The sequence below is a fragment of the Natronococcus sp. CG52 genome, assembly GCF_023913515.1.
GTDB lineage: Archaea > Halobacteriota > Halobacteria > Halobacteriales > Natrialbaceae > Natronococcus > Natronococcus zhouii.
Genome location: NZ_CP099391.1, coordinates 2,775,064 through 2,800,103, shown reverse-complemented (window position 1 = coordinate 2,800,103; position 25,040 = coordinate 2,775,064). Strand labels below are relative to the sequence as shown.

Sequence of the window (25,040 nt, the reverse complement as noted above, 5' to 3'; positions counted from 1 at the left end):
GACCGTTCGACGTTCGAGCGACGACTGCGGCGATCAAAGCACGCGACGTGCCACGGGCACGATTTCGGCGGACGAACCGCTACGAGGGATGATTACGGTATCGACTCGTTCCTGGCGGCGGTTCGTAACTCTCTCCCGCCGGTCGACAGTATAAACGTCGGCCTTGCAATCCCCGGCTCGATCGACCCGGCACTGAAGAACGCTCACTCGAACCCGTTTTCACTTCCACTCCGCTGACCAAACCCTCTTGCATAGTCGTCCCGCAGACCAGAGTGATGGACGGGAACGACGGTCTCGAGTTGCCGGTCTCCGACGACGATCTCTCCTTCGATCCGGACGCCGCCACCATCGAGGATCGCGACGTCTTCGATCTGCTCGAGCCGGCGGTCCAGGAGTGGTGGCTCGAGGAGTTCGGCGAGTTCGTTCCCGAGAACGACGGCTTCTTCACGCCGCCCCAGGAGGGCGCGATTCCGAAGATTCACGAGGGGACGAACACGCTGATCTGTGCGCCGACGGGCAGCGGCAAGACCCAGGCGAGCTTCTGTGCGATCATCAACGAACTCTACCGGCGGAGCCGGGAGCTCGACGAAACGCTCGAGAACTCCGTCTACTGCCTCTACGTCTCCCCGCTGAAGTCGCTCGCCAACGACATCCACCGCAACCTCGAGGTGCCCCTCGAGGGGATCGAATCGATCGCCGGCGAGCGCGCGGCACGTAGTGCAGCGGAAGGTGCGAGCGGGGATCGCCCGCGAGCCGGCGGCGAGGAGATGGGCGAGATCCGCCACGCCATCCGCCACGGCGACACGGACTCCTACGAGCGTCAGCAGATGCTCGAGGAGACGCCACACATCCTGAACACGACCCCCGAGACGCTCGCCATCCTGCTGAACTCCCCCAAATTCCGCGAGAAGCTCCGAACCGTGGAGTACGTTATCGTCGACGAGATCCACTCGCTGGCCGGCGGGAAACGGGGAACGCACCTCTCGGTAAGCCTCGAGCGACTCGAGGCGATGGTCGACCGCGAGATCACGCGGATCGGCTGTTCGGCGACGATCGAACCGCTCTCGCAGGTGGCGGAGTTCCTGGTGGGGCAACAGGAGCCTGGCGGAGGATCAAGCGAGGCGTCGCGCGTTCGAGAATCGCAGAGCGATTCTCGCAGCCCATCAGAAGTCCGGAGCACTTCTGCGGACCCCTCGGAAAAGCGAGTAGCGAGGAACTCGTCGAGTTCCTCGGACCGTGCGGACGGGCCAAAGGCCCGCGAGCAGACGGGGAACGAAGCGACCCGTGAGCCGCGACCCTACGACATCGTCGACGCCCGCTTCGCCCGCGAGTTCGACATCGAACTCGAGTGTCCGACCGACGACCTCATCAACACCTCCCGGGAGGTCGTTCAGGATCGGTTCTACGACATGCTCCACGAGCACGTCCAGGAACACACGAACACGCTCGTGTTCACGAACACCCGGTCGGGGGCCGAGCGCGTCCTGCACAACCTCCGCGAGCGCTTCGACGCCTACGACGACGAGAACTCGGGCTGTCACCACGGCAGCCTCTCGAAGGAGGTCCGCCAGGATATCGAGGGACGGCTGAAAGGCGGTGATCTCGAGGTCGTCACCTCCTCGACCTCGCTCGAACTGGGGATCGACATGCCCCACGTCGACCTCGTGGTGCAGGTGGGGTCGCCCAAGTCGGTCGCCGCCCTCCTTCAGCGGGTCGGCCGCGCCGGCCACCGCGTCGGTCAGACCGTCGCGGGGCGGGTGATCGCCCTGGACCGGGACGAACTGCTCGAGTGCGCGGTGATGCTGAAGAAGGCCGAGGACGGGTTCGTCGACTCTGTGTCGATCCCCGAGAACGCCCAGGACGTCGCGGCCCAGCAGGTCTACGGGATGGCGATCGCCGAGATTCGCCCGGAATCCGAAGTGAAGGAGATCCTCCGGCGGGCGTATCCGTACCGAAACTACTCGGAGGCGGAGTACGAGTCGCTCGTGCGCTACCTCACCGCCGAGTACGCCGGGCTCGAGGACAGGAACGTCTACGCGAAGATCTGGTGCGACGAGAACGACCCACCCGAGGGCGAACACCACCACGAGGCGTTCCCCGTCGGCGAGCCGCTGATCGGCAAGCGAGGCCGACTCGCCCGGGTGATTTACATGACCAACATCGGGACGATCCCGGACTCGTTTACCTGCGACGTCCACACCCGCGCGAGCGACGAGTGGGTCGGCCAACTCGACGAGAACTACCTCGATACCCTGGAGAAGGGCGACGTCTTCGTCCTCGGCGGCAACCACTTCGAGTACCGCTACCGGCGCGGCTCGAAAGTCTACGTCGACCACACCAGCGCTCGTCCGACCGTTCCCTCGTGGTACTCCGAACGGCTGCCGCTCTCCTACGACCTCGGCTGCGAGATCCTCGCGTTCCAGGCCGACCTGCTCGAGCACTACGAGACGGGCGGGCCGTCGCGGGTCCGCGCTTGGCTGCGTGAGTTTCCGCTCGACGACGACAGCGTCCGGGCGATCGCGCGCCTGTTCGAACACCAGATCCGGTACGCGGGTGTCGAGAGCGTGAGCACCGACGAACGGCTCGCGGTCGAGGTCGTGCGGGACCGCGAGGAGTACGAGCGCCACTACTACGTCCACTCGAACTACGGCCGAAAGGTCAACGACGGGTTCTCCCGGCTGCTGGCCTACCGCTGCGCCCAGGAGGCGACGGCCAACGTCCGGGTCGCCGTCGCGGACAACGGCTTCGTGCTCTCGATGCCGCTGAACCGGAAGGTCGACCTCGAGGGCATCCTCGACGATCTCGAGGCCGACCGGGTACGCGAGGATCTCCGATCGGCGATCTCGGGAACCGACCTGCTCCAGCGGTACTTCCGGATCAACGCGACCCGGTCGCTGATGATCCTCAAACGGTACAAGGGCTACGAGAAGTCCGCCAGCGAACAGCAGGTCTCGAGCGAGATGCTGCTCGGCTTCGCCGAGGATCTCGAGGAGTTCGCGGTGATCGAGGAGACCTACCGCGAGATTCTCGAGGACAAACTCAACGTCGACGAGATCGAGGCGATCGTCGGCGCGATCGATTCCGGCGAACTGACGGTCGAGCGCCGACTGGTCGACTCGCCGACGCCGCGGGCGTTCGGGCTGGCGACACTCTCCGCGAGCGACGTCGTCCTCGCGGAAGACGAGAGCGCGGCTCTGCAGGCGTTTCACGAGCACGTCCTCGAGGAGATCGGCGAGGGCGCGTTGCGGGGACTCGCTTCCGAGGAGTAGCCGGGCCGAACGAGGGGAATCGAGTTCGACCCGACGTTCGGTTAACAACGGTTCCGTTTATACCAAACGAACTTTACCTTGGAAAGCAAAGGGAGCGTATGACGCTGCAGAAGCGAACGTGCGAACGAATCGTCGTCGAACCGGATCTCGGGCCGTCCGCTGGTCGGGGTCGCGATTCGGACACTACCGCCGTTGAGGAACGAGAGGCAGAGCGACCGCCTGCGGCTTCCCGTGGAGGCCTCTAGATGGTCGACCACGAGACGTGGAGCGGGCGACAGACGACGGCGACCGTCACCGTCGACGACCACGAACTCGAGGTCGCGTACCACGCGGCAGGGACCCGGACCGGCGACGAACCCCCCGTCGTTTTCCTCCACGGAATTCCGACCTGGTCGTACCTCTGGCGCGACGTCGTTCCGACGATCGCCGAGGAGCGACGAACCGTCGCGCCGGACCTGCTCGGGTACGGAAACTCCGCGATGGCGGACGGGTTCGATCGCTCGATCAGGGCGCAGGAGGCGATGCTCGAGTCGCTGCTCGCGGAACTCGAACTCGAGACGGTTTCGATCGTCGCTCACGACATCGGCGGCGGCGTCGCCCTGCGTTTCGCCGCGCACAACCCCGACGCCGTCGAGCGGCTCGTGCTCTCGAACGCGGTCTGTTACGACTCCTGGCCCGTCGAGTTCGTCTCGGAACTCGGACTTCCTTCGAGCGCCGACCTCGATCGATCGGAACTCGAGGCGCGGCTGGAGTCGGCATTCGTCGACGGCGCCTACGGCGAGGCCGATCCCGCGTTCGTCGAGGGGATGAAGGCGCCGTGGCTGTCCGACGAGGGGCACCGTTCGCTGGTTCGCAACGCCGTCGCGACGAACACGAATCACACGACCGAACTCGACTACGGGGCGATCGACGCCGAGACGCTGCTGCTGTGGGGGGAAGACGACGCGATGCAGCCGTACTCCTACGCCGAGCGGCTGGCCGCGGACCTCGAACGAGCCGAACTCGCCCCGCTGTCCGACGCCTACCACTGGGTGCCCGAAGACCGTTCGGAAGCGTACCGGGACCAACTCTGCGAGTTCCTCACGGAACGGAATACGTAACGTTTGCAATGAACGACGACCTTCACGACAGTATGACCGCCACCAATCCGCCGAACTGGGACTTCAAAGATCGCGATATCGCGATCCTCTGTGAACTCGCGGAGGACCCACAGCTCTCCTCTCGAGAGCTCACCGACGTGCTCGAGTCGAGGTACGACATCGACGTTTCCCACGTCACCGTCAGCGAGTCGATCCGCCGGATGCGCAACGAGGGCGTCTTCCGGGAGGCGATTATCCCCAACGAGGAGTACTACACCTTCGCGCTGTTCGAGTTCAAGTTCAACCCGGAACACTTCGCCGACAACTGGCGCGAGGCGATGGAGGACATCAAGGCGGACAAACACACCCTCTTTTTCTTCCTCTCTGACGGGGAGTACCAGTGGAAGACGGTGATGATGTTCCGGGATCGCGAGCAGATTTCTCGGTGGATCCACGACTGTTACAAGGAACACGGCGACGTCATCGCCAACCTCCGCAACTCCGCCGTCCACAACGTCCTCAAGTTCCAGACCGATCCGGAGATCTACGAGGACCTGCGCGAGGAGGCCGACCTCGAGTGAGCCCCCGACCGCCGGTCTCCGAGCACGGAGAGACGGAGGTGAAGCGAAGCCGATCTGGCGCGTAGCTAAATCGAGCGACGGGTCGAACGGCCGTCAGCGCACGAGCGTGATCATCTCACACGAGAGTGCGGTCTCGTCCTCGTCGGTGACGAGTCGCGTCTCGTAACGAGCGACGCCGTTCGCGACCGGGTGATCCCGCGGCTCCTTCTCGATCAGTTCGGACTCGGCGCGGACCGTCGTTCCCATCGTAACGGGTTCGGTGAACCGGAGCGAGTCGACCCCGTAGAAGGCGATCGTCACGGGGCGCTCGTGGCGATACTGCCAGAGGAGCCCCGTCGTGATACCGAACAGGAGCGCGCCGTGGGCGATCGGCTCGCCGAACGGCGTGTCGGCGGTGTACTCCTCGCTCAGGTGTAGCGGGTTGAAGTCGCCGCTGACGCCCGCGTAGTTGCGGACGTCCGCCTCGGTGATCGTCCGCGAGTGGGTGACGACCTCGTGACCGACCTCGAGGTCATCGAACGAGACGGCCATCTCACTCGCCCTCGAACTCCGGCTCGCGGTCCTCCGCGAACGCGGCGGTTCCCTCTCGCACGTCGTCGGTGCCGATCAGCAGGCCGAAGCCCTGGCTCTCCATCGCCAGCGCCGCCTCGAGGCTGGCGTCCTCACCTTCGTTCATCACCTTCTTAGCGACCTCGAGGCCGAGCGGCGGGCCGTTGCGAAGGTCGTCGAGGAACTCGTCGACAACGTCCTCGAAGTCGTCGCGCTCGACCGAGCGGTTGACCAGTCCCCACTGCTCGGCCCGCTCGGCGTCGATGTGGTTGCCGCGGAACACCAGTTCCTTCGCGCGGGTCTCGCCGAGCACGCGCATCAGTCGCTGCGTGCCGCCGCCGCCGGGAATCAGGCCGAGTCCGATCTCGGGCGCGCCGAACGCCGACCGCTCGGTCGCGAGTCGCAGGTCGCAGGCGAGCGCGAGCTCCAGTCCGGCGCCGAGACAGTAGCCGTCGATCTTCGCGACGACGGGTCGCGGGAAGTTGTTGACCGTCTCGAACGCCGGCGTAACGTCCATCGCGTCGGTCGGCTCGAGCGAGCCGAATCCGGTGATGTCCGCGCCGGCGCTGAACGCGCGGTCGCCCGTCCCCTCGATCGTCGCGCACCGAATTTCGTTGGTGTCGACCGACGAGAACAGGTCGTCGACCTCGCCGAGCAGGTCTGCGGAGAGGGCGTTCATCCGCTCCGGGCGGTCGAGCTCGACGGCGAGGACGCCGTCCTCGAGATCCGCGTTCAGGTAGCGGTAGGAGTCGAGGTCGCCCTCCCCGCCGTCGCCGTACTCGTGGAAGCCCGCGCCGGCGTCCTCGCCGGTCCGCCCCGATTCGACGAGCTCTCGCAGGTGCGGATGGGGCTCGAACCGATCGTCGCCGGTCTCCTCGAGCCGGGTCTCGAGTTTCTCGAGCACCGTATCGAGGCCGATCTTATCTGTGCGGCGGCAGATCCCCTCGGGGAAGCCGAGTCCGAGACGGACGCCGGTGTCGATCGCTTCGGGGGTTGCGACGTCCTCGCCGACCAGGTAGGCCGCGCGGTTGGCCATCCGCGCCTCGACCTGGAGCGTGTCGAACCCTTCTCCGTCGCCGGACTCATAGTCGGGTCCGACACCGTCTTCGTAGTCGTAGAACCCCTTGCCGGTCTTCCTGCCGAGTTCTTCGGCCTGGACCTTCTCCTCCGTGATCGGCGGGACGTCGTCGCCGGCCTCCTTGCGGACGTGGTAGCCGACGTCGATCCCGGTCAGGTCGGCGAGTTCGAACGGCCCCATCGGGTAGCCTCGCCCGTGGGTCATCGCGGCGTCAGCCTGTCGAACGTCGGTATCTCCTTCGGAGACCATCCACGCCGGTTCGCCGATGAACGGACCGACGATGGTGTTGACGACGAAACCGCGGACGTCCTTGCGGACGTATATCGGCGTCTTCTCGATCGACTCGACCCACTCGTAGCCGGCTTCGGCACCCTCGTCGCTCGTCTCGGCGCCGTAGATGACCTCGACGAGGTCCATCTTCACCGGCGGGTTGAAAAAGTGCAGGCCGAGCACGCGCTCGGGCGTGTCGACGACCTCCGCGATATCCGTGATCGGCAGGCTCGAGGTGTTCGTCGCCAGCAGCGCGTCCTCGTCGGTGTAACGCTCGAGATCGGTGAAGATCTCGTGTTTCAGCTCGAGGTTCTCCGGCGCGGCCTCGATGACGAGGTCGGCGTCGGCGACGGCCGCCTCGAGGTCGGTCGTGGTCTCGATCCGCTCGAGAATTTCGTCGGCCGGTTCGCCGAGGCGGTCTTTCTCCTCGAGTTTCTCGAGGCTCCAGGCGATCGACTCGTAGCCGTCCTCGACGTACTCGGGCTCGACGTCCCGGAGCGCGACGTCGTAACCGGCCATCGCGGTCACCTCGGCGATTCCGTGTCCCATGTTCCCCGCGCCGAGGACGGCGACGCGGTCGATGGTGTCGTATGACATGCTCGTGTCGTCGGCCGGGACGCTCTTAACTCCACCGAACCATGTTACCATTGTTAATTCAGTAGGGGAGATACCGTATATCGTATAGCACGCCGACGGTAGAACAAACGCCGGTAACTATCGCTGGGATTGCGGGTCGGGACGAACACCCTCGTCGATGTGACGTTCGGACGGATCGCCGGCAGACGCACCGAGAACGGCGCTCGTTCTTCGGAAGTGCCGGGAGCCGCTCACTCCTCGTGCTCTCGTCGCTCGTAGATCGCGTTCCCGACCCAGCTCATGACGAGTTCGTCGTCCTGATTGAACGTCTCGAGGCGGCTCTTGACGTACCCGCGATCCGAGCGACTCTCGGAGGGTCGCTTCTCGAGCACCTCGGTTCGGAGCGAGAGCGTGTCGCCCGGTCTGACGGGTTGGTGCCAGCGAAGCTCGTCTACCCCGGGCGAACCCATCGACGCCCGGTCCTCCTCGTCGTCGGGCCCTTCGACGAGCATTCGCATCGACATCGCCGCGGTGTGCCAGCCCGAGGCGACCAGTTCGCCGAACATGGTCTCGGCTGCAGCCTCCTCGTCGACGTGAAACGGTTGCGGATCGTACCGCTCGGCGAACTCGACGATCTCGTCGCTGGTGACGTGGTACTCGCCGAACTCGCGGGTCTCGCCGACCTCGATGTCCTCGAAGTAGCGCATCTCAGAGCGGCTCCTCGCCCTCGATGATTCGCATCGCCCGCGCGGCCAGTGCGGGAACGCGTTCCTCCATCTTCGGATACATCGGGTCGTCGCTGTTCCCCTCGAGGTAGCGCCGGAAGAACATCTCGCCGAGGGCGGCCAGCTTGTACACCGCGAGCGCGCGGTAGAACCGCTCGTGCTCGAACGCGAGGCCGGTCCGGTCCTCCCAGCGGTCGACCAGTTCCCGGCGGCTCGAGTACCCCTCCCGTTCCATGAACGTCGACGTGAGTTCCGGCACGGCGGGGTCGGGATCCTTCGCGTCGCGCCAGTAGGAGAGCATCCAGCCCAGGTCGGCCCGCGGATCGCCGAGCGTGGCCATCTCCCAGTCGAAGACGCCGACCAGTTCCGGCGTCGCCGGCTCGCGGACGTCGTCCGCTCGCTCGTTCCGGGACGCGTCGCGTCCCGCTGGCCCAAACATCACGTTATCCAGCTTGTAGTCGCCGTGAACGAGGGCGCGTGGGTGCTCGTCCGGCGCGTTCTCCTGTAACCACGCGCCGACCTCGTAGAGGTCCGGCACCTCCCGCTCGTCCGCGGTGCGGTCGAACGCCCACATCAGTTGCTGGCCCCAGCGTTCGACCTGTCGCTCGGTGTAGCCCTCGGGGTAGCCGAACTCGCCGAGGCCGACGTCCTCGTAGTCGACGTCGTGGATCGCCGCCAGCGTGTCGACGAGTTCCTCGCCGATCCGCTCGCGGGCGTCGGGGACGGCGAACTCGTCGGGCTCCTCGAGCCGGAGCACGTGCCCCTCGAGCCGCTCCATCACGTAGAAATCGCTGCCGATGACGTCGTGGTCCTCGCAGGCGAGCAGCGGTTCGGGGACGGGGACGTCGGTGTCGACGAGCGCGTTCGTCACCCGATACTCTCGCAGGACGTCGTGGGCGGTGTCGGCGGTCTCGCCCGGCGGGGGCCGTCTGACCACCAGGTCGCGGTCGCCCCAGGTGACGAACAGCGTCTCGTTGGAGTGGCCCTCCTGGTGCCGGTCGATATCGTACTCCTCGGCCGCGCCCAGGTGGTTCTCGAGGTACGCCGCCAGCGCGTCCTCGTCGACGAGTCGCTCGTAGTAGCTGTCGGTCATGGCTCGCGTTCGGCGCGTTCGGTCGGCTGTCGGCTCGATACGGCCGGATCCGTCGGAAGGGGTGGCCCGAGTTTCATAGTCGCGTACGGTACTATCCCCGGCCCGGTTAACGAAAATAGTTACGACGGAAACCTTATTTTACAATGTTCGCATACGTTACGGCATGGAGTACCACGACAGCGACCGAGCGCGTGAACTGGCCGCCGACGTTCGCGAGTTCGTCGACGACGAAGTGATTCCGGTCGAGCGCGAGTGGCTCGGGAACGGTCCGGTTCCGGACGACGTCGTCGAAGAACTACGAGAGAAGGCGCGCGATCGAGACCTCTACGCGCCCCAGATCGACGAGGAGTACGGCGGCCTCGGCCTCGAGTTCCGCGACGTCCTGCCGGCGTTCGAGGAGGCCGGCCGCAGTCTGCTCGGGCAGCTGGCGATCCGCGTCGACGCGCCCGACGAAGGGAACATGCACACCCTCGAGATGGCCGGCACCGAGGCGCAAAAGGAGGAGTGGCTCCGACCGCTCGTCGACGCGGAGATTCACTCGGGGTTCTCGATGACCGAGCCGATGCAGGGCGGCGGCTCGGATCCGAAGATGATCCAGACCACGGCCGAGAAAGACGGCGACGAGTGGGTCATCGACGGTCACAAGTGGTGGACGACCCAGGGCAGCGAGGCCGACGTCCTGCTCGTCATGGCGCGGACCGACCAGGCCGCCCACCCCTACGAGGGCTGTTCGATCTTCCTCGTCCCGACCGACACCGACGGCGTCGAGTACGAGCGCGACATCCCGCACGTCGGCGGCGAGTTTACGGGCTCGAGTCACGCCGAGATCATCTACGACGAGGTTCGCGTCCCCGAGGAGAACCTGCTGGGAGGGCTGAACGACGGCTTTTCCATCGCCCAGAAGCGTCTCGGCCCCGCACGGCTCACCCACTGCATGCGCTACTCGGGGATGGCACAGCGCTCGCTCGAGGTCGCGAAGGCCTACATGAGCGAACGAGAGGGTTTCGGCAGCAAACTGGCCGACAAGCAGAGCCTGCGCTACGATATCGCGGACGCCGAAACGCGTCTTCACGCGGCCCGGACGATGGTCCGTCACGCCGCGCGCGAGATTTCGGAAGGGAGAGAGGCGCGCATCCCGGTGTCGATGGCGAAGGTCTTCACCGCGAACGTTGTCCAGGACACGGTCGACCTCTCGATCCAGTGCTGCGGCGGCAACGGGATCGGCAAGGACCTGCCGCTGGCGGACTTCTACGAAAACGTCCGCGCGTTCCGCATTGTCGACGGCGCCGACGAGGTCCACAAGCGCGTGATCGCCCGCGACGCCTTCGAGGATATCGACGAGAGCGAACTCGACCCGGTGACGCGATTCCGCGGGTAGCGACCCGCTCAGGTCGTGTCAAGGTCGAGCCGCGAGAACGTCCAGTCGGCGGCCGAACTGTTTTCGACTGTGCCGTTCGCGTCGAGATCGCGCGCGAGCAACGTCCGCGCCGACGGTCGAACGACCGTCGAGAGCGGCGGTCGCGTGTCGGGGTAGAACCGGTAGCGAACCGGCGTCGGCAGCGTCTCGCCGAACGCCGTGACGAAACTGCGATTCTCGTACTCGGAGAGCACCGCGACGAGCAGCCGGTTGAGCGCCGCCTGTTCCGAATCGACCGCTCGCGGAAGAGTCTCGACGATCCGGACGTGATCGCCGATCTCGGAGACGACGAGCGCAGCCGCCGGTGTCCCGGTCCGTCTCGCGACGTACGCCGTGTACGCCCGGTGCGGATTGGCGAATCGCCAGCGGTAGAACTCCTCGGTCCGATTCGTGTGTATCTCGTCGGGGATCGACCGCCGATAGATCCGCTCGAGCGTCTCCGCGGGCGGCGTCTCGTAGCGCTCGAGTCGAACGTCGGCGTCGGGGGCCAGAAGCCGATCTCCTGCCCGGTGTGAACCGGTTATCGCGTCCGTGAGCGACTTCGAGAGCGCGGTTGCCGCGCGGCTCTCCCTCACGCACTCCGCCGAATCGCTCGCCGTTTCGGCGTCGCCGGCCCACCGCTCGAGGGCGCGGATCGGGTCCTGAAACCGATAGTACAGCGGTACCGTCCCGATCTCGCGCCAGCCGTGATTGAGGTTGCCCTGCATCGAGGCCTCGTTCGGGAAGTTGAAGAAGAACGACGGGCCGTCGTCGGCGTAGCGCTCGAGGGTCCGTTCGTTCATCCGGCCGAACAGCCCGCGCCGACGGTGATCGGGGTGGACCATCGTGTCGCACGGCTGGAACGCCGTCTGCACCGTTCCGTACCCTCGCATCTCCTGGGCGAACAGCGATCGACAGCCGACGAGTTCGCCGTCCTGCTCGGCGACGACGATCGGGACGTGATCGACGTACGGGTTCTCCCGGTACTTCCACCGGAACCAGTCGGTGCGGCGGTCGCGTCCGAAGACGGTCTCGTATAGCGACAGAAACGCGGCTCGGTCGCCGGGCTCGAACCGGCGGATCGTTACCCGCGATGCGCCCCGATTGGCTGATTTCATGGTTCGAAACGGCTTCGGCCCGACTCGCGCGCGACGAGAGTGCCGTGGACTCACGTCTGTATCCGCCCAGCGGATAAAAAGAGGTTGAGCCTGAATACGCCAAATTTTACAAGTCTCGGGACCTCTATCGGGAATCGACTGTCTTCGAAACGAACAGCTATCGGAGGCGTAGACGGTCGACCGCTCGCTCCGCCTCACTCGTTTCGTTCGCCGTCGACGATCTCGAGGACCTCGAGCGGCGACTCGATGCGATACGAGACGGCGGGGCCGTTTTCAGCGCCGAAGGCGACGCCGCGTAGCCCCGCCTCGTCGGCGCCCTTCACGTCGTGGTCGTACCGGTCGCCGATCATCAGCGACCGGTCGGGTGCGACGCCGGCCTTCTCGAGGGCGGTCTCGAACATCGCGGGATCGGGCTTCGTCCGGCCGACCTTCTCGGAGGTCGTGATCGAGTCGAACGCCTCGCGGACGCCGAACTGCTCGAGCATCCACCGGCCCTCCTCGTCGTCGACGTCGCTGATGACGCCGACGTGGAGGTCTCGTGCGGCGAGTCGCTCGACGGTCTCGACGGCGCCCGGCACGGGCTCGATCGAGGATCGGACGGCATCTCGAAACGGTGGCTTCCACTCCGCTCGCGGAACCGGTTCGCCGACGATCGCTTCGATACCCCTGTGGTAGCCGTCGCGGGCGGCTCGAAACTCCGTTCCGTCGCGCTCGCGGAAGTGATCGCCGACGGCGCTTCGCCAGGTGGCGATGGCCTCCTCGACGGTCGCGTCGACGTCGTGGCGCTCGAGCAGGTCCGCGACGAACGCGGTGTGTGCGGCCCGGGCCGACTCGAGGTCGAGGATGACGCCGCCGATGTCCCAGAAGGCGGCCTCCCACACCGCCGGTTCCGCGCCGCTGCCGTCCTCGGGCGGAGAATTCGAACTCATCGCTTCGCCCGTCGGATCGTCGACCGATCGACCTCGTCGATGCTGGCACAGCCCGAGAGCCCGACAGTCAGGTCCAGATCCGCGAGGAAGTTCTTCAGGACGGAGCGCACGCCGTCCTCGCCGCCGATCCCGAGCCCGTAGGCGTAGGGCCGGCCCAGCAGGACGGCGTCGGCGCCCAGCGCGACCGCGCGAACGGCGTCGCTGCCCCGCCGAATCCCGCTGTCGAAGAGGACCGGAACGTCGTCGCCGACGGCATCGGCGACGCCGGGCAGGGCCTCGAGTGCGGGAATCGCGCCGTCGACCTGGCGGCCGCCGTGGTTCGAGACGATCACGCCGTCCATTCCGCGCTCGACGGCGCGGCTGGCGTCGTCCGGGTGGAGTACGCCCTTCAGAACGATCGGCAAGTCGGTGCGTTCGCGCAGGAACGAGAGGTCGTCCCAGGTGAGCGAGGCGTCGCCGAAGCAGTCGATGAACGACTCCAGGGAGGCCTCGGGATCGGCCCACGGATCGTCCGCCTCGAGCCGGTCGCAGAACGCGTCGTCCTCGAAGTAGTTCTTGATCCCTTGCCCCTCGAGGAACGGGAGGTAGGCGAGTTCGATGTCGCGCTCTCGCCAGCCCATCTTCGGCGTGTCGAGGGTGACGACGACGGCCTCGAAGCCGGCGTCCTCGGCGCGCTCCAGGAAGCTGGCCGCGACGTCTCGGTCTGCGCTCCAGTAGAGCTGGAACCAGCCCGGTGCGTCGAGTTCTCCGGCGATCTCCTCCATCGCGTACGAGGAGACGGAACTCGAGATCATCGGCACGCCGACATCGCTCGCGGCGCGGGCGACGGCGAGTTCCGCTTCGCCGTGGAGGATCGACTGTACGCCGATCGGTGCGAGCAGAACGGGTGCCGGAATCTCTCGACCGAACAGTTCGACCGCGAGATCTCGGTCGGAGACGTCCCGCAGGATTCGCGGGACGATCCGCCACTCGTCGAAGGCGCGGTCGTTCGCCTCGACGGTCGACTCCGAGCCCGCGCCGCCCGCGACGTAGGCGAACGCCTCCTCGCTGAGCTCCTCCCGGGCGCGTTCCTCGAGATCCTCGTAAGCGACCGGAAACTCCGGCGGCTCGCCCTCGAGCATGCCCCGTCGGTAGACTGCTTCCTGTCGATCCGGCCCGTATCCGGTGTCTTCTCCTGTCATAGTGCTGTGCGAGCGGCGCTCGCCGCCCGAGTGTGCGTATCGCTGACAGTGCCCTCCCACCGCCTTAACAATACGGGAGACGGACCCATCTTTATTAACAGTGTCTGCATATCGTTTACTGCACCTAACAATGGTAACAATTCTCGCAGCTGAGACGGGTGACCGCCGATGAGTACCGAACAGTTCAGCGTCGACGGCGACGTCGCGATCGTCACCGGGGCCTCGAGCGGTATCGGGGAGTCGATCGCGAAGCGGTTCGCCGCCGACGGCGTCGACGTCGTGATCTGCTCGCGCGAGCGGGACAACGTCGACCCGGTCGCGGAGGAGATCAACGGGAGCGAGCGTTCCGGGCGGGCACTTCCGGTCGAATGTGACGTTACGGACCGCGAGGCGGTCGACGCGCTGGTCGAGGCGACCGTCGAGGAGTTCGGCGGCCTCGACGTGCTGGTGAACAACGCCGGCGCGTCGTTCATGGCCACCTTCGACGACATCTCGGAGAACGGCTGGAAGACGATCGTCGACATCAACGTCCACGGCACCTACCACTGTACGCAGGCCGCCGCGGAACGCTTGAAGGAGGACGGCGGGATCGTGATCAACCTGTCCAGCGTCGCCGGACAGACGGGCTCGCCGTACATGAGCCACTACGGCGCGGCGAAGGCCGCTGTGGTCAATCTGACGACGACGCTCTCCTACGAGTGGGCCGCTGACGGCGTGCGAATCAACTGTATCGCCCCCGGATTCGTCGCGACGGCGGGCGTCGAGAGCCAGATGGGCGTCTCGGCCGACGAGGTCGACCGGACCGAGGTCGAACGCCGGATGGGAACCGTCGAGGAGATCGCCGACCTCGCGCAGTTCCTCGCGAGTCCGGCCTCCTCGTACGTCGTCGGCGAGACGATCACCGCGCAGGGACTGCCCCGCATCGAAGAGTCGCCCGAGGTATGACCGACAGGGACGTCCACCTCCCGGTCGCGGCCCAGCCGAGCGTTGACTCGCTGGCCGACTACGCCCGGCGAGCCGAGGAGGACGGGTTCGACTGCGTCTGGCTTCCCGAAACCTGGGGCCGGGACGCGGTAACGGTCCTGACGACGATCGCCGAGCGAACCAGTAGCGTCGAGCTCGGCACCAGCATCGTCAACACATACTCGCGCTCGCCCGCGCTGCTCGGCCAGACCGCCGCGACGCTGCAGGAGGTCGCCGACGGCCGGTTCCGACTCGGGCTCGGCCCGAGCGGCCCCGTCGTGATCGAGAACTGGCACGGCCTCGAGTACGGCAACCCGCTCAAGCGCACCCGCGAGACCGTCGAAGTCGTCCGGCAGGTGCTCTCGGGCGAAACTGTCGACTACGAGGGCGATCAGTTCTCGCTCGCCGGCTTTCGACTCCGGTGCGACGTTCCCGAACCCGCGCCGCCGGTCGAAGTCACCGGCATGGGACCGAAGGCGGTCGAACTTGCGGGCCGGTTCGCCGACGGCTGGCACGCGATCATGCTCACGCCCGGCGGGCTTCGGGACCGCCTCGAGGATCTCGAGCGCGGCGCCGACCTCGGCGACCGCGAGCCGGACGACGTCGCGGTGACCGTCGGCGTCACCTGCTGTGCGCTCGAGGACGCCGACCGCGCTCGAGAACTCGCCCGCCAGCACACGGCCTTCTACGTCGGCGGGATGGGCACGTTCTACCGCGACGCGCTCGCTCGGCAGGGGTACGACGAGGCCGAGACGATCCACGACGCCTGGCAGGACGGTGATCGGGAACGGGCGCTCGAGGCGGTCTCCGACGAGTTGCTCGAGGACCTCTGCGCCGCGGGCGATCCGGAGACCGCGCGCGACCGGCTCGCGCGATTCGAGGCTGTCGACGGCGCCGACGCGGTCGCCGTCAGTTTCCCGCGTGGCGCCGAGGCCGACGAGATCGAGGCGACGATGGCCGCGCTGGCGCCGAACTCCGATCCGGCCTGAACGGCGCCTCGGTTTCGATATTTTTGAAACGCGATCTACCGCTCGAGCATCGTCCCCTCTACAGTCTGTACTGACCGATCATCGCCCTTCGCAGATCGATTCTTACTTCGTTGCCACGTTCGCGCTCTGTATTCAGCACCGCCTACCGAAACTACCGAGTTGCTGTCAGAGCGGGCGTGCTGAATATAGCGGATCGATCCATCACTTCGTTCCGATACCGATGTGTACCGGGTTGGTGAGAACGGCGGGACCGCTCCCCCCGGCGCGCTTGCGGAGCATCTCGTCCAACGCCTTCCGGGCAGCCATCCGCTGCTCGTCGGTGGTTTCGGTCACCAGCATCCCCGAGATGGGGTTGCTGTTCATGAGCCAGTCCCACAGCTGTCGCCCGGAGTAGAACTCTAGCTCCTCGGTGACCGTTTCTACGTGCACCTCTTCCAGTCCCGCCTCCCGGAGCCGTTGGCGCAGCTTCCGGGGATCCGCAACCTGAAACGGAAGCGGCGTGGGGTCCAACGGGAGCCCTTCGAAGCCGGGGACGACAGCGCGCATGGCGCGCATGAAGAACTCGAGGAACTCCACCTCCTTCGGGTCGCCGAACACGACAATGAAGATGCGGCCTCCGGGCCTGGTAACGCGGACCATCTCCTCGAGCGCCCGAGGGAGGTCCGGAAAGAGCATGACCCCGTACTGCGAGCCGGAGACGTCGAAGGCGTCGTTTTCCAGTTCGAGAGCGTGGCCGTCCATGACCCGCGCCTCTACATTGGAGAAGCCTCCCTCCTTTGTGCGCGCTTCAAGGTGCTCAACCATAGCGGGAGAGATGTCCGTCGCTACCACCTCCGCGCCGAGGCGGGCCGCGGAGTGGCTGAGGGAGCCGGTGCCTGCCGCCACGTCCAGGAACCGCATTCCCGGTTGAAGGCCTGCTGCGTCCAGGGCCGCCTTCGAAACGTCCGCGTGTGTGGGGGTGACGAACTCGTCGTAGCCCGCCGCGATCGCGTCCCACGCTTCTTGTGCTTGCTGTTGTTGCTGAGTGGTCATCGTTCTTAATTACGAGTCCCGGGGGGATGAAGGCGACTCCTGAAATCACTAACACAACAACAGTCATGTATAAAGAGGAAAAGGCGTGAATTCAGCACGTCGTTCTCGACAAATACCGGGAAAATCACCGCCCGGAATGCCACATCCTCCCCTTTATCGACCAAAGTAGCCGACCCAGCTTCGAGGAAACCCCGTGCCGAATGTGCACCCTCCGTTCAGTACCGCTCGCTGAACATTATCTTTGCCCGACGAGAACTCGGCGTCCAGTACGCATCCGCACGTAACGGCTGTTTCAGACGAACTATCTCTGAAGAAGGGGGGTTCAACGAGACAGGTACGGGGGTACCGTCCGATACCGCGACCTACCGAGCGCTACGTCTCCCGAGACGGTCCCGACCTCGAGCGCTGCCGACAGCTACAAGCCGCGTATCGACACAGTTCGTTGTATGCCCGGAAAGGTGCCGCCGGAGGAGTTGCTCGCGCACGTGTTCGGCCGAACGGGGACCGCGAACGCGGACGAGTCGGTGATTCAGGGGCCCGCGGACGGCGAGGACGCCGCGGCGATCGCGTGGCCCGACGGCGAGGGAACGCTCGTCGTCAGCTCCGATCCGATCTCGCTCGCGGCCTCGCAGGTCGGACGGCTCGGCGTGCACGTCGCCTGCAACGACGTCGCCGCCTCCGGTGCCGATCCTCGCTGGCTCACCGCCGTCATCCTGCTCCCGGATCGGAGCGCGCGCCTCGAGACGATCACCGAGGATATCGACGCGGCCGCCCGCGAGATCGGCGCGTCGATCGTCGGCGGTCACTCGGAGTACGTCGATCAGCTCGAGCGCCCGCTCGTCTCGCTGACCGCGATGGGATCGACGAACGCGTTCGTCCCGACCGGCGGCGCCGAGCCCGGCGACAGGGTCGTCCTCACGAAGGCGGCGGGAATCGAGGGGACGGCCATCCTCGCGGCCGACTTCGGCGACGAGTTCGACGTCGATCCCGAGGTCCAGGATCGCGCGGCGGCGTTCCTCGAGGAGATCAGCGTCGTCCCCGACGGTCGCGTCCTCCGCGAGCACGCGACGGCGATGCACGACCCTACGGAGGGCGGCGTCGCGGCCGGCTTGTTCGAACTCGCACGGGCGTCGGACGTTCGACTCGAGGTCGACCGGGAGGCGGTTCCGGTTCGCCCGGAAACGGAGACGCTGTGCGAGGCTGCTGGTGTCGATCCGCTCCGGATCTTCGGCTCGGGTGCGTTGCTCGCGACCGTTCCCGAGGATGCAATCGACGACTGTCTCGAGGCGCTCGAGGCCGGCGGGCTCGACGCCGCCGAGATCGGGACGGTCGGCGAGGCGCCACGGGCCTCGGAAACGGCGGGCGAGCCCGCACTCGAACTCGGCAGTGAGACGATCGTCGAACCGATTCGGGACGATCTCTATCCCCTCTGGGAAGCCGCCGACGACGGCGACTGATCGGCCGATTCGTCCGATCCGAGCGCCGCCCGAACGACGGCGTCGACCACGACCGCCTCGGGATCGACGACCGCGTCCGCCTCGCCGTCCTCGACCGGCTCGTTCGCGTCTCGATCCGCAATCATCACGATTCGAGCGTCAGTGACGGCTCGCGCGGCGAGCGACGCGTCCGTCGCGTCCAGTTCTTCGGCCGTCGTGACGAGAACTGCATCACAGGCGTCGACCTCTGCCCGCCCGAGAACGCGCGTATCGGTTGGATCGCCGACGACGATCTCGACGGCGTCGGGAAGCCGTTGCGCTGTGCCCTCCTCGGTCGTCACGACGGTGACGGGGATCTGCCCGGAGAGCGCTTCGGCGAGTCCAGCGGTCCACTGGTCGGAGCCGAGTACGGCGATTCGTCCGCCCTCGACTCCGTCGGATCGCGAGTGGTGACTCGTTGCCCGCCGACCGGTTCGGGCCAGTCGGTTCTCGAGGGCCGGACCGAACAGACTGCCGACGGCCACGCCGACGGTGATCGGCCCGAGTACGACCAGGCTGATGGCGAACAGGCGTGCGGTCTCGGTCAGCGGGTGGATGTCGCCGTAGCCGACCGTACTCGCGGTGACGAGCGTGAAGTAGACCGCGTCGATGACGGTGTCGAGTTCGTCGAACTGGGCCCGGAGGGTGTACGCGCCGGCGGTGCCGTAACAGAAGACGCCGACGATGGCCACGAGCGCGCCGAGCTGGGTCGAGTCGAGGGCGCTCGAGCGCGTGAACCGCTCGCTGGTGAGTACGAGGACAACGAGTCCGCCGATCGAGAGGACGACCAGCGGCACCGAGAAGAGGCGGTACTGGATGACCCCGTGAGCGGCCGCGAGGAAGACGAACGCCGCCGCGGTGATGTACGCGATCCGGTAGCCGCGGTGCATACCCCACGCGGTGACGAGCAGTGCGAAGCCGACGACCGTCCCGCTGAACTCCGCCGCTGTCTGGAGAGCTCCGAGCGGCCCCGCGGTCTCGAGGGCCGGTTCGGTGAGGATGGCGACGACGCCCGTTACGATGGACGCGATGGCGACCGCGACGACGATCCAGACGGCGACGCGGCCGCCCGGCCGGTAGCTGGGAAGGCGCTCGAGCATAACGGTCCAAACCACGCCGTCGGCGGTAAATCCTCGCCGCGTCCCGCTACCGCGTTGTTCGTCCGCGTCGGAAGTCTGAGTGCGCGTGGTTGGCACTTATTGACCGAGGCGTGCAGCTAGCACCATGGCGAAAGTCGCGTACGAGGGTCCGGACGGAACGGCCGAGGAAACGATAAGCGCCGACAACATTACCGACTCGGGAAAGGTCCAGGGTATCCGGATCAAACTCGAGGACGCGAGTTACATCCACCTGCCGTACACCCGGCTGTACTGGATCCGGATGAGCGAAGAGGAAGGGAAAGTGAACTACTCGTCGACCTAGCCCGGTCCACACCTCGATTCGATAGCGAGAGGGGCGGCGCCGTCGCCGTTCACTCGACGAGCAGCGTGTTCAGCGCGTCGGGAACGACCAGCACGTCGCTGCCGGGTTCGATAGCGTCCGAGACGTCGCGCTCGGCGCGCATCAGACACTCCGCAACGATCTCGGGGGCCCGACTGTTCGTCACGGCGAGTTCGTGCTCCCGAAGGACGCGCGCGACGACGAACGCCCGCTGTGCGCCGGGCTCGTACCCGTCGCACATCTCCCGGTACAGCGACTCGGCGTCGTCGGCCTCCCGGAGTCGGCGGTGGAACCGCCGTTCGCCGGTCCCCTCGCCTGCACCCTCGGAAAGCGCGGCGGGGACGACGAGTCGGCCGGACTGTTTCAGGGGATTTCGATCGCCCAGCGCTACGTAGGTCGCGCCGCGGGTCGCCTGGTAGAGGTTCGCATCCTTCGGCGCGCCGACGCCGCAGACGACGGCGTCGAACTCGCGCTTGATTGGTACCGAGAGGGCGTCTCGGGCTACCGCCGCGAGTTCGCGGACGACCCGTCGTCCCTCCCCGGCGCGGACGCCGAGCGCGCCCCTCGGACCGTGAGCGAGATTGAGCGAGAAGTCGACGCCGACCAGATCGCCGGCTTCGTCCAGCGTCTCGCGGAACGGGTTCCCCTCGACGCGGCCGAGTCGGACCTCCTCGCGGGCGAGCATCTCGGGACCGTGCGTGTAGCGGATCAGCGACTCGCTGCCCGCGCCGATCACGACCGTCTTCGCGCCGCCGCTGAAGCCGGCGTACTGGTGGGGTTCGACGACGCCCGTCGAGAGGACCGTCTCGGCGTCGGCGACCGGGTCGCCGATCTCGACGGGGACGCCCTCAACCGTCCCGACCTCGCGGACCGACTCCGGATCGTGATTCACCGCCAGATCGGCGTGGAGTCCGAGCATCGACGCGATCTCGTCGTCGGTCATCGGCCGGTGAAGACCGAGCCCGATGACGACCGTGATCCGATCGCGGGCGACGCCGAGTTCGGTGAGGCGCTCGAGTAGCACGTCGAGTAACACGTCGTCCGGCGCCTTGCGCGTCACGTCGGTCACGACGATTGCAACCTCGCCGTCCGGATCGACGCGGGACGAAAGCGGCGGGCCGAGGGGGACCTCGAGCGCCCGCTCGGCGGCCGCGCGAACGTCGACGGAGTCGCCACCCGGTGGATCGGCGACCGTCACCTCGCAGTCGGGGAGTCGTACGTCGATCGTTCCGGAACCCAGTGGAACGTTCACGAGCGGCATTCGATCGGAGCCGTAAAAAGCGGCGGTGGTTCTTCGACCGGCGTCGATCTCACCGATTCTCGTTTCGCTCGTCCAGGAACAGCCGTACGCCCATCACCGGAATGAACAGGAAAAACGCCAGCGTCACGGTTCCGGCGAGGATGGAGACGGCGAAATCCGGCGCGAGTCTCGGCGACAGCGTCCAGGTCGCGAGTACGAGGCCGCCCAGTAGCGAGACGACGACGAGGACGAGTAGATCCGTGGTCTTCACCGGAACGTCCTGCGACATAAGCCGATCTTGCGGGCGACGACATATAACGGTACGCGATTGCGATTCGGGACGGACCGGCTCAGAACGCGTCGGTGTCGCGTCCGCCGAACTCGAACCGGCCGACTACGGCAGGGACGAGTAAGGTTCCGGCGAGAAGAAGCGCGTAGCGGGGTGCGGCCAGCGCTTCGGTCGTTACGACGACCGATTCGATCGCCAGCACCACGGCGATGAAGCCGCTTCCGGCGAGGACGAGGACGGCCCCCTCGGCTCTCGAGCGAACCGGAGGGAGGTCGTCCACTCGAGCCGATGCGAGGAATCCGCCGATCGACCCGCCGAGGCCGAGCAGTGCGTCGGCCGACGGCCCGACGACGAACGCCGCCGGAACCGAGAGGACGACCGCGACCGCGAACGCCCGTCTCGGCTCGCCGCGAGTCACCGGATCCATCCCGGCGAGGAAGACGATCCCGAGGCCGACTCCGACGATCACGTCGCCGAGGTAGTGAACGCCGAGGACGACTCTCGAGAGCGAAATCAGTACGATCAGCGTTCCGACGGCGACGAGCGCCCGATAGTCCCGGACGCGGTCGTACGCCGAGAGGAGGCCGCCGTAAACGACGACGGCGGCGAACGCGTGGCCGCTCGGAAAGCCGTACTCGTCGGTGCTGAGCGGTTTCAGAAAGACCTCCTCCGGCGGGCGAGGCATCCCGAGCGCGGCCTTGGTCGCGAGCAACAGCGAGAAGCCGACGAGGGCGTACGCGATCACGAGCGCGCTTCGCCGTCGACTCGAGAGCCAGAACAGGATCGCCAGGAGGAACATAAGGACGGTCGTCCCGCCGAGTTCCGTGACCAGTACCGCGAGGTCGGCGTACTCCGCCGGAACGCTCTCTCGAATCGTTTCGCTTTCGGCCTCGAGTCGCATCCCGGGATACTCTCTAATTCCGAATAGTAAACGTTGCTGTTAGAACGGCGCGGGGTCGACGAAGGGTCGTCACTGAGCCGCCCACTCGAGCATCCGTCCGTAGACGGGATCGGAGCCGAGCGCCTGGCTATCGCCGACGAGCACCAGCGCGCGTTTGGGTCGGGTGAGCGCGACGTTGATCCGGCGGTAGTCCTCGAAGATGGGTCCCTCGAGGCTTCCCGTCGCGGTAAAGGAGACGACGATAACCTCCTTGCTCGAGCCCTGGAAGCGGTCGACCGTGTCGACCGCGACGTCCTCGGGGACGTGACTCGAGATCTCCGAGACCTGGGCGCGGAAGGGGGCGATGACGCCGATCGTCGAGCGATCGACGCCGGCGGCCTCGTAGACGTCGATCAGTTCGGCGATGCGGGCCGCCTCCTCGCCGTCGGTGTACCGACCGCCGTCCCCTTCGACGTGGAGGAACGCGACCGGATCCCGCAGGTTCTCGGGAAGGGCGTCTCGAGAGACGCCCTCGAGGTCGTCCAGCGTCCGGCCGGCGACCTCGGTGGTCGCGGGGCGGAGCGTTCCGTCGTAGAACTCCCGCGAGGAAAAGAACTGGATCCGCTGGTTCATCCGGTACTGGCGGTCGAGCATCACGCCCGCGTCCGGGTGGAGCTCGACGAGTCGCTCGAACAGCGACTCGGTGAGGTCGTTTTCGGCTCGCACGACGGGCGGTAACTGTTCGTGGTCGCCGACGAGGACGAACCGCTCGGCGAGGTTGATCGCCGCGAAGGTTCCGGGCTCCGTGAGCTGGGCCGCCTCGTCGACCAGCGCGGCGTCGAAGGACTGCTCCTTCATGATTCGCGACCCGCAGGTGGCGGTCGTCGCGGCGACGACCTGCGCGTTTTGCAGTTCGGCGACCCGCTCCTCGGGATCGCCCGCCCGCTCGAGTCGGTAGGGCTCCATATCCTCGCGAACGCCGCTCTCGGAGCCGACGCGGACGATCCGGTCATCATCGACGACGTCTTCGAGCTGCTCGAGCAGGGCCTCCAGGGCGTTGTCGACCGCCCGGTTGGTGAAGGCCGACAGCAGCACGCGCTCGCCGCGTTCGACCATCGCGCGGATGGCGCGAGCGATCGTGTAGGTCTTGCCCGTGCCCGGCGGGCCGTGGATCAGCGCGCAGTCTTCCGCGCCAACCGCCATCGTGACGGCCTCGTTCTGGGCCGTATTGTTGTCGATGAACGTCTCGTCGATCGTTTCGAATTCCGGCTCGGCTCGGTCGAACAGCACGTCCTTGCGCCGCTCGTCGCCCTTCAGGAGCATGTCGTGGAGCGCGACGAGCAGTCGGTCGGTCGTCAGCTCCGAGGGGTAGACGTCCAGTCGAGTTACTTCGACGGCCTCGTCGGCCGTCAGGACGACTCGATTCTCGTCTAACCGCTCGATTCGCGCCAGTTCGGACTGTCCGCGAACCGGATGCCCGTCGCTCGCGAGCACCAGATCGCCCTCGCGGAGCTTCGAGGCTGCACCGTTCGTTCGACGCGCCGCGAGCTCCCACCGTCCCTCCTCGAGTTCGCGTTTCTCCTCGAACTCGAGGTCGATCATCGCGCGGTCGTCGTCGGCCCGCTCCTGAGCGTCCTGCTCCCAGAGTTTGGCGTACTCGCGGTGAACCTCCCGTCGCTCTTCCTCGATCGCGCGGGAGAACCGCTCGAAGAACTCCCGCTCCTCGGCGGGAAGGGGCTGGCCGATCTGGCCGGCCTTCGACTCCTGGTCGAGCCGACCCGAGACGACCATGCAGGTGTCCTGTTCGAAGCAGTACTCGCACTTCGCGTTGCCCTCGTAGCCGGTCGGCACGTCGCCGGCCATCTCGGCCGCCGCGATCTCGTTGCGCAGCCGAACGACGTACTTCAGGAGGCCGTCGCCCATCGTGAACTCCTTCGCCGGGGTGAGGTCGCCGGTCTCCTCGTTGCGGTCGAGCGCCGAGTTCTTGGTGTAGAGCAGGGTCCCGATATCGACGTCGCCGCCGTGTTCCTCGAGCAGGAGCGCGTAGCAGGCGGCCTGGACCTTGTCCTTGAACCGAGGTTCCTTCTTGAGGTTCTTCCCCGTTTTGAGCTCCACCGGCGAGCCGCGGCGAACGGCGTCGGCCCGGCCGCGGATCCCGAAGGTTTCGCTGATAATGAGCTGTTCCGACCGCCAGCTGTCTTCCTCCGTCAGGCGACCCTGCTCGAGCCAGCCCTCGATGGCCGCGGCGTTCTCCCGGACGTCCTCGGCGACGGCGTCGGGTGACTCGCCGAGCAGACCGAGCTGAAGACCGCGCTCGTCGACGCGGGCCTCGATGGAATCCTCGAGGTCGCGGCCGCGCAGGAGGTCGCCGAACACCTCGTGAACGAGGGTCCCCTTGACGACCGGGTAGTTCAGCGGCACGCCGGAGAGCTTGTTCAGGTAGTAAAGTCGGGGACACTCCGTCCAGTTCCGGATCGCCGTCACGTTCACGAGGAAGCTCGGTTCGACGACCACGTAGGACTCCCCCGTCGTCTTGTACTGGGTCTCGCCCTGGTACTCCTCTCGCTCGGCGTCGGTGACCAGCAGCTCCGTGCCGGGCTCGAGCAGTTCGGCCGACTCGGTCCACTTGTTCCAGCAGACGACCGTCGTGGGCTCGTGATCGTCCGCGAGCACCAGCGGCACCTCGGCGAGCTGGCTCTCGCCGTAGCTCGTCGATACCGACCGAACCTCGACCTCGTCGGCGACCGTTCCGCGTACGTCCACGGCTATCGTCAGGGCCGAGGCATCAAAAACGCTATCGGTCGCGGACCAGCCCGGGATTGCCGCCGCGGTTTCGCGGGTAATCCCGCGTTTCCTCCGGCGTCAACAGTTTTGTCAGCGGAACGGCC

General features: G+C 66.6%; 21 protein-coding genes. 8 read left to right on the top strand and 13 right to left on the bottom strand.

Features of this window, described 5'->3' with window-relative positions:
* Window positions 1-275 precede the first annotated feature (275 nt).
* The 3 genes from NED97_RS14125 to NED97_RS14115 all read left to right on the top strand — a co-directional run bounded on the left by NED97_RS14125 (window position 276) and on the right by NED97_RS14115 (window position 4,929).
* Window positions 276-3,269 carry an ATP-dependent helicase gene (locus NED97_RS14125; protein ID WP_252487660.1) on the top strand — a complete coding sequence of 998 codons (2,994 nt, stop codon included), beginning with the start codon at window positions 276-278 and terminating at the stop codon, window positions 3,267-3,269.
* A 245-nt stretch (window positions 3,270-3,514) separates the two neighbouring features.
* A complete protein-coding gene (locus NED97_RS14120; RefSeq protein WP_252487659.1) occupies window positions 3,515-4,369 on the top strand; it encodes an alpha/beta fold hydrolase in 855 nt (284 codons plus the stop codon).
* Window positions 4,370-4,401: 32 nt separating this feature from the next.
* The gene (locus NED97_RS14115) at window positions 4,402-4,929 is read left to right on the top strand and encodes an Lrp/AsnC family transcriptional regulator (protein WP_252487658.1); all 528 of its coding nucleotides are present in this window, start codon (window positions 4,402-4,404) and stop codon (window positions 4,927-4,929) included.
* A gap of 93 nt (window positions 4,930-5,022) precedes the next feature.
* Here the strand turns inward: NED97_RS14115 and NED97_RS14110 are convergent, their stop codons facing one another.
* The 4 genes from NED97_RS14110 to NED97_RS14095 all read right to left on the bottom strand — a co-directional run bounded on the left by NED97_RS14110 (window position 5,023) and on the right by NED97_RS14095 (window position 9,220).
* Complete coding sequence (locus tag NED97_RS14110; protein WP_252487657.1) at window positions 5,023-5,460, bottom strand: MaoC/PaaZ C-terminal domain-containing protein; 438 nt, start codon at window positions 5,458-5,460, stop codon at window positions 5,023-5,025.
* Between the two features lies 1 nt (window position 5,461).
* Entirely contained in the window at window positions 5,462-7,423 is a 1,962-nt protein-coding gene (locus NED97_RS14105) for a 3-hydroxyacyl-CoA dehydrogenase/enoyl-CoA hydratase family protein (protein WP_252487656.1), read from the bottom strand.
* A gap of 230 nt (window positions 7,424-7,653) precedes the next feature.
* The gene (locus tag NED97_RS14100; RefSeq protein WP_252487655.1) at window positions 7,654-8,109 is read right to left on the bottom strand and encodes a MaoC family dehydratase; all 456 of its coding nucleotides are present in this window, start codon (window positions 8,107-8,109) and stop codon (window positions 7,654-7,656) included.
* Window position 8,110: 1 nt separating this feature from the next.
* Window positions 8,111-9,220 carry a phosphotransferase family protein gene (locus tag NED97_RS14095; protein WP_252487654.1) on the bottom strand — a complete coding sequence of 370 codons (1,110 nt, stop codon included), beginning with the start codon at window positions 9,218-9,220 and terminating at the stop codon, window positions 8,111-8,113.
* 163 nt (window positions 9,221-9,383) lie between these two features.
* Between NED97_RS14095 and NED97_RS14090 the strand changes: the two genes are divergently transcribed.
* The gene (locus tag NED97_RS14090) at window positions 9,384-10,598 is read left to right on the top strand and encodes an acyl-CoA dehydrogenase family protein (RefSeq protein ID WP_252487653.1); all 1,215 of its coding nucleotides are present in this window, start codon (window positions 9,384-9,386) and stop codon (window positions 10,596-10,598) included.
* A gap of 8 nt (window positions 10,599-10,606) precedes the next feature.
* Here the strand turns inward: NED97_RS14090 and NED97_RS14085 are convergent, their stop codons facing one another.
* The 3 genes from NED97_RS14085 to NED97_RS14075 form a co-directional block, all read right to left on the bottom strand.
* A complete protein-coding gene (locus NED97_RS14085; protein WP_252487652.1) occupies window positions 10,607-11,734 on the bottom strand; it encodes a GNAT family N-acetyltransferase in 1,128 nt (375 codons plus the stop codon).
* Between the two features lie 194 nt (window positions 11,735-11,928).
* Window positions 11,929-12,663: an HAD family hydrolase gene (locus NED97_RS14080; protein WP_252487651.1), complete on the bottom strand. Its 735-nt coding sequence runs from the start codon at window positions 12,661-12,663 to the stop codon at window positions 11,929-11,931.
* Entirely contained in the window at window positions 12,660-13,844 is a 1,185-nt protein-coding gene (locus NED97_RS14075) for a lactate 2-monooxygenase (protein WP_252487650.1), read from the bottom strand. The genes NED97_RS14080 and NED97_RS14075 overlap by 4 nt, the downstream gene beginning before the upstream one ends.
* 168 nt (window positions 13,845-14,012) lie before the next feature.
* Between NED97_RS14075 and NED97_RS14070 the strand changes: the two genes are divergently transcribed.
* Both NED97_RS14070 and NED97_RS14065 read left to right on the top strand, forming a co-directional pair.
* Window positions 14,013-14,789, top strand: coding sequence for an SDR family NAD(P)-dependent oxidoreductase (locus NED97_RS14070; RefSeq protein ID WP_252487649.1), 777 nt, complete (start codon window positions 14,013-14,015; stop codon window positions 14,787-14,789).
* Window positions 14,786-15,796 (top strand): TIGR04024 family LLM class F420-dependent oxidoreductase, encoded by a 1,011-nt coding sequence (locus tag NED97_RS14065; RefSeq protein ID WP_252487648.1) that lies wholly within the window; start codon window positions 14,786-14,788, stop codon window positions 15,794-15,796. Before NED97_RS14070 ends, NED97_RS14065 begins: the two co-directional genes overlap by 4 nt.
* A 201-nt stretch (window positions 15,797-15,997) precedes the next feature.
* Here NED97_RS14065 and NED97_RS14060 read toward each other — a convergent pair whose 3' ends face one another.
* On the bottom strand, window positions 15,998-16,828 hold the full coding sequence (locus NED97_RS14060) for a class I SAM-dependent methyltransferase (protein WP_252487647.1): 831 nt from the start codon (window positions 16,826-16,828) through the stop codon (window positions 15,998-16,000).
* A gap of 446 nt (window positions 16,829-17,274) precedes the next feature.
* Here NED97_RS14060 and NED97_RS14055 point away from each other — a divergent pair, with 446 nt between their 5' ends.
* The gene (locus tag NED97_RS14055) at window positions 17,275-18,285 is read left to right on the top strand and encodes an AIR synthase family protein (RefSeq protein ID WP_252487646.1); all 1,011 of its coding nucleotides are present in this window, start codon (window positions 17,275-17,277) and stop codon (window positions 18,283-18,285) included.
* Here the strand turns inward: NED97_RS14055 and NED97_RS14050 are convergent.
* Window positions 18,249-19,403, bottom strand: coding sequence for an ion channel (locus NED97_RS14050; RefSeq protein ID WP_252487645.1), 1,155 nt, complete (start codon window positions 19,401-19,403; stop codon window positions 18,249-18,251). The genes NED97_RS14055 and NED97_RS14050 overlap by 37 nt on opposite strands.
* Window positions 19,404-19,527: 124 nt before the next feature.
* Between NED97_RS14050 and NED97_RS14045 the strand changes: the two genes are divergently transcribed.
* Window positions 19,528-19,725, top strand: coding sequence for a hypothetical protein (locus NED97_RS14045; RefSeq protein WP_252487644.1), 198 nt, complete (start codon window positions 19,528-19,530; stop codon window positions 19,723-19,725).
* A 49-nt stretch (window positions 19,726-19,774) separates the two neighbouring features.
* On the opposite strand, the gene NED97_RS14040 is transcribed toward NED97_RS14045, so the two are convergent.
* From NED97_RS14040 to NED97_RS14025, 4 genes are all read right to left on the bottom strand, one after another.
* Complete coding sequence (locus NED97_RS14040) at window positions 19,775-20,995, bottom strand: lactate racemase domain-containing protein (RefSeq protein WP_345781206.1); 1,221 nt, start codon at window positions 20,993-20,995, stop codon at window positions 19,775-19,777.
* A 58-nt stretch (window positions 20,996-21,053) separates the two neighbouring features.
* Complete coding sequence (locus NED97_RS14035) at window positions 21,054-21,272, bottom strand: hypothetical protein (protein WP_252487642.1); 219 nt, start codon at window positions 21,270-21,272, stop codon at window positions 21,054-21,056.
* Between the two features lie 61 nt (window positions 21,273-21,333).
* The gene (locus NED97_RS14030; protein ID WP_252487641.1) at window positions 21,334-22,173 is read right to left on the bottom strand and encodes a phosphatase PAP2 family protein; all 840 of its coding nucleotides are present in this window, start codon (window positions 22,171-22,173) and stop codon (window positions 21,334-21,336) included.
* 69 nt (window positions 22,174-22,242) lie between these two features.
* Window positions 22,243-24,915, bottom strand: a complete 2,673-nt coding sequence (locus NED97_RS14025; RefSeq protein ID WP_252487640.1) for an AAA domain-containing protein — start codon at window positions 24,913-24,915, stop codon at window positions 22,243-22,245.
* Window positions 24,916-25,040: the final 125 nt, after the last annotated feature.

What these genes read in the sequence shown, in the direction of transcription:
- NED97_RS14035 (WP_252487642.1), bottom strand. Translation starts at nt 21,272, where the DNA reads ATGTCGCAGGACGTTCCGGTGAAGACCACGGATCTACTCGTCCTCGTC.
- NED97_RS14125 (WP_252487660.1), top strand. Translation starts at nt 276, where the DNA reads ATGGACGGGAACGACGGTCTCGAGTTGCCGGTCTCCGACGACGATCTC.
- NED97_RS14120 (WP_252487659.1), top strand. Translation starts at nt 3,515, where the DNA reads ATGGTCGACCACGAGACGTGGAGCGGGCGACAGACGACGGCGACCGTC.
- NED97_RS14110 (WP_252487657.1), bottom strand. Translation starts at nt 5,460, where the DNA reads ATGGCCGTCTCGTTCGATGACCTCGAGGTCGGTCACGAGGTCGTCACC.
- NED97_RS14090 (WP_252487653.1), top strand. Translation starts at nt 9,384, where the DNA reads ATGGAGTACCACGACAGCGACCGAGCGCGTGAACTGGCCGCCGACGTT.
- NED97_RS14050 (WP_252487645.1), bottom strand. Translation starts at nt 19,403, where the DNA reads ATGCTCGAGCGCCTTCCCAGCTACCGGCCGGGCGGCCGCGTCGCCGTC.
- NED97_RS14095 (WP_252487654.1), bottom strand. Translation starts at nt 9,220, where the DNA reads ATGACCGACAGCTACTACGAGCGACTCGTCGACGAGGACGCGCTGGCG.
- NED97_RS14105 (WP_252487656.1), bottom strand. Translation starts at nt 7,423, where the DNA reads ATGTCATACGACACCATCGACCGCGTCGCCGTCCTCGGCGCGGGGAAC.
- NED97_RS14115 (WP_252487658.1), top strand. Translation starts at nt 4,402, where the DNA reads ATGACCGCCACCAATCCGCCGAACTGGGACTTCAAAGATCGCGATATC.
- NED97_RS14080 (WP_252487651.1), bottom strand. Translation starts at nt 12,663, where the DNA reads ATGAGTTCGAATTCTCCGCCCGAGGACGGCAGCGGCGCGGAACCGGCG.
- NED97_RS14085 (WP_252487652.1), bottom strand. Translation starts at nt 11,734, where the DNA reads ATGAAATCAGCCAATCGGGGCGCATCGCGGGTAACGATCCGCCGGTTC.
- NED97_RS14060 (WP_252487647.1), bottom strand. Translation starts at nt 16,828, where the DNA reads ATGACCACTCAGCAACAACAGCAAGCACAAGAAGCGTGGGACGCGATC.
- NED97_RS14045 (WP_252487644.1), top strand. Translation starts at nt 19,528, where the DNA reads ATGGCGAAAGTCGCGTACGAGGGTCCGGACGGAACGGCCGAGGAAACG.
- NED97_RS14075 (WP_252487650.1), bottom strand. Translation starts at nt 13,844, where the DNA reads ATGACAGGAGAAGACACCGGATACGGGCCGGATCGACAGGAAGCAGTC.
- NED97_RS14065 (WP_252487648.1), top strand. Translation starts at nt 14,786, where the DNA reads ATGACCGACAGGGACGTCCACCTCCCGGTCGCGGCCCAGCCGAGCGTT.
- NED97_RS14055 (WP_252487646.1), top strand. Translation starts at nt 17,275, where the DNA reads ATGCCCGGAAAGGTGCCGCCGGAGGAGTTGCTCGCGCACGTGTTCGGC.
- NED97_RS14030 (WP_252487641.1), bottom strand. Translation starts at nt 22,173, where the DNA reads ATGCGACTCGAGGCCGAAAGCGAAACGATTCGAGAGAGCGTTCCGGCG.
- NED97_RS14070 (WP_252487649.1), top strand. Translation starts at nt 14,013, where the DNA reads ATGAGTACCGAACAGTTCAGCGTCGACGGCGACGTCGCGATCGTCACC.
- NED97_RS14100 (WP_252487655.1), bottom strand. Translation starts at nt 8,109, where the DNA reads ATGCGCTACTTCGAGGACATCGAGGTCGGCGAGACCCGCGAGTTCGGC.